The sequence below is a fragment of the Pontibacterium sp. genome, from assembly GCF_041587635.1.
Taxonomy (GTDB): domain Bacteria; phylum Pseudomonadota; class Gammaproteobacteria; order Pseudomonadales; family Balneatricaceae; genus Pontibacterium.
Genome location: NZ_JBFGYC010000553.1, coordinates 1 through 2,646 on the forward strand (window position 1 = coordinate 1; position 2,646 = coordinate 2,646).

Annotated in this window: 3 protein-coding genes; all 3 read left to right on the forward strand. The window is 51.2% G+C overall.

Annotated features, from left to right (window positions below; all coding sequences use genetic code 11):
- A partial coding sequence (locus tag ABYW01_RS18875) for an FAD-dependent oxidoreductase (RefSeq protein ID WP_372835846.1) occupies nucleotides 1–559 on the forward strand: 559 nt, incomplete at its 5' end.
- A 155-nt stretch (nucleotides 560–714) separates the two neighbouring features.
- A complete protein-coding gene (gene sucC / locus ABYW01_RS18880; RefSeq protein WP_193952278.1) occupies nucleotides 715–1,881 on the forward strand; it encodes an ADP-forming succinate--CoA ligase subunit beta in 1,167 nt (388 codons plus the stop codon).
- Nucleotides 1,882–1,883: 2 nt separating this feature from the next.
- On the forward strand, nucleotides 1,884–2,646 hold a 763-nt coding region (gene sucD / locus ABYW01_RS18885; protein ID WP_372835847.1), incomplete at its 3' end, for a succinate--CoA ligase subunit alpha.

Sequence of the window (2,646 nt, forward strand, 5' to 3'; positions counted from 1 at the left end):
ACAGCTGGATGAACGCGGCTTCATCTTTGTTGATGAGCAGTGCCGCACGGGTGCACCAGGCGTTTACGCGATTGGTGACTCCGTACGTGGTCCGATGTTGGCGCACAAAGCGTCCGAAGAAGGCATTATGGTTGCCGACATCATTGCTGGCCACAAAGCTCAGATGAACTATGACGTGATTCCGAGCATTATCTACACCCATCCTGAGCTGGCCTGGGTCGGTAAAACCGAGCAGGAACTGAAAGCTGATGGTGTGAAGATCAAAGTGGGCAAATTCCCGTTTGCTGCTTCTGGTCGTGCAATGGCCGCTGACGATACCGATGGTTTCGTTAAGATGATTGCATGCGAAGAAACTGACCGCATTCTGGGTGTCCACATGGTTGGCGGTATCGCATCTGAGCTGATTGCTCAGGCGGCGATTGCTATGGAATTCTGCTCTAGCGCAGAAGACCTACAGCTAACCGTTTTCGCTCACCCAACCGTGAGTGAAGCAGTGCACGAAGCCGCTCTGGCGGTGGACGGCCACGCAATCCACATTGCGAATCGTAAAAAACGCTAACCTGACGTTTTAAACTACTCGGCCAGGCACCATTTCGGGGGTACCTGGCCGTTGTATAAAAGTTTGTCGTTGAAATCCCATCTGGGCTGCAACATCGTAACTCTCCATACGAGATTGCAGAAAAACACACTAGTGACAACACAACGGATTAGAGCATGAATCTTCACGAGTACCAGGGTAAACAACTGTTTGCCACATATGGTCTGCCGGTTTCTAAAGGAATCGCGGTAGATACTCCAGAAGCTGCAGCTGAAGCAGCTACAAAAATTGGTGGCGATAAGTGGGTTGTTAAGACTCAGGTGCACGCTGGCGGCCGTGGTAAGGCTGGTGGTGTGAAACTGGTTGACTCCCCTGCTGAAGCACAAGAGTTTGCAGCAAACTGGCTGGGCAAAAATCTGGTGACTTACCAGACTGATGCAAACGGCCAGCCTGTTGCTAAAATTCTGGTAGAAGATTGCACCGATATCGCTAACGAGCTGTATCTGGGCGCAGTTGTAGACCGTTCTTCTCGTCGTATCATTTTCATGGCATCTACTGAAGGTGGTGTGGAAATTGAGAAAGTAGCAGAAGAAACTCCAGAAAAAATCCTGAAAGCTGAAATCGATCCTCTGACTGGCGCACAGCCTTATCAGGGCCGTGAGCTGGCGTTCAAGCTGGGTCTGGAAGGCGATCAGATCAAGCAGTTCGTTAAGATCTTCCTGGGTCTGGCACAGATGTTCCAGGAAAAAGATCTGGCGCTGCTGGAAATCAACCCGCTGGTTATCACTGACGAAGGCAACTTGCACTGTCTGGACGCTAAAGTAGCGATCGACGGCAATGCTGTATACCGTCACAAAGATCTGCAGGCTATGCACGATCCATCTCAGGAAGACGAGCGCGAAGCGCACGCAGCTGAGTGGGATCTGAACTACGTTGCTCTGGACGGCACCATCGGTTGCATGGTTAACGGTGCAGGTCTGGCAATGGGTACTATGGACATCGTTGCTCTGCACGGTGGCTTCCCTGCTAACTTCCTGGACGTTGGCGGCGGCGCGACTAAAGAGCGTGTTACCGAAGCATTCAAACTGATTCTGGCTGACGACAAGGTGAAAACCGTACTGGTTAACATCTTCGGCGGTATCGTTCGTTGCGACCTGATTGCAGAAGGCATCATCGGCGCAGTGAAAGAAGTGGGTGTAAACGTACCGGTTGTTGTACGTCTGGAAGGTAACAATGCTGACCTGGGCTCCAAGCTGCTGGCTGAGTCTGGTCTGGATATCATCGCCGCAACTAGCTTGTCTGACGCAGCTCAGCAGGCAGTAAAAGCAGCGGAGGGTAAATAATCATGTCCGTTTTGATTAACAAAGACACCAAAGTAATCTGTCAGGGTTTCACTGGTGGTCAGGGTACCTTCCACTCTGAACAGGCTATCGCTTACGGCACCAAAATGGTTGGTGGCGTAACTCCTGGCAAAGGTGGTTCTGAGCACCTGGGTCTGCCAGTATTTAACACTGTTGCAGAAGCTGTAGAAGCGACTGGTGCTGAAGCATCTGTTATCTACGTTCCTGCGCCATTCTGTAAAGATTCCATTCTGGAAGCTGCTAACGGTGGTATCAAACTGATCGTTTGTATCACTGAGCACATCCCGGTTATGGACATGCTGGAATGTAAAGTTAAGTGTGACGAGCTGGGCGTTCGCCTGATCGGTCCTAACTGCCCAGGTGTTATCACTCCGGGCGAATGTAAGATCGGCATCATGCCAGGTCACATCCACCTGCCAGGTAAAGTCGGTATCGTATCCCGTTCCGGTACTCTGACTTACGAAGCTGTTAAGCAGACAACTGACTACGGTTTCGGCCAGTCTACCTGTGTTGGTATCGGTGGTGACCCGATCCCTGGTTCTAACTTCATCGATATTCTGGAAATGTTCCAGAACGATCCACAGACTGAAGCGATCGTTATGATCGGTGAGATCGGTGGTTCCGCTGAAGAAGAAGCGGCTGCTTTCATCAAAGCAAACGTAACTAAGCCTGTTGTTTCCTACATCGCTGGTGTAACTGCTCCTGCAGGCAAGCGTATGGGTCACGCGGGTGCGATCATCTCCGGCG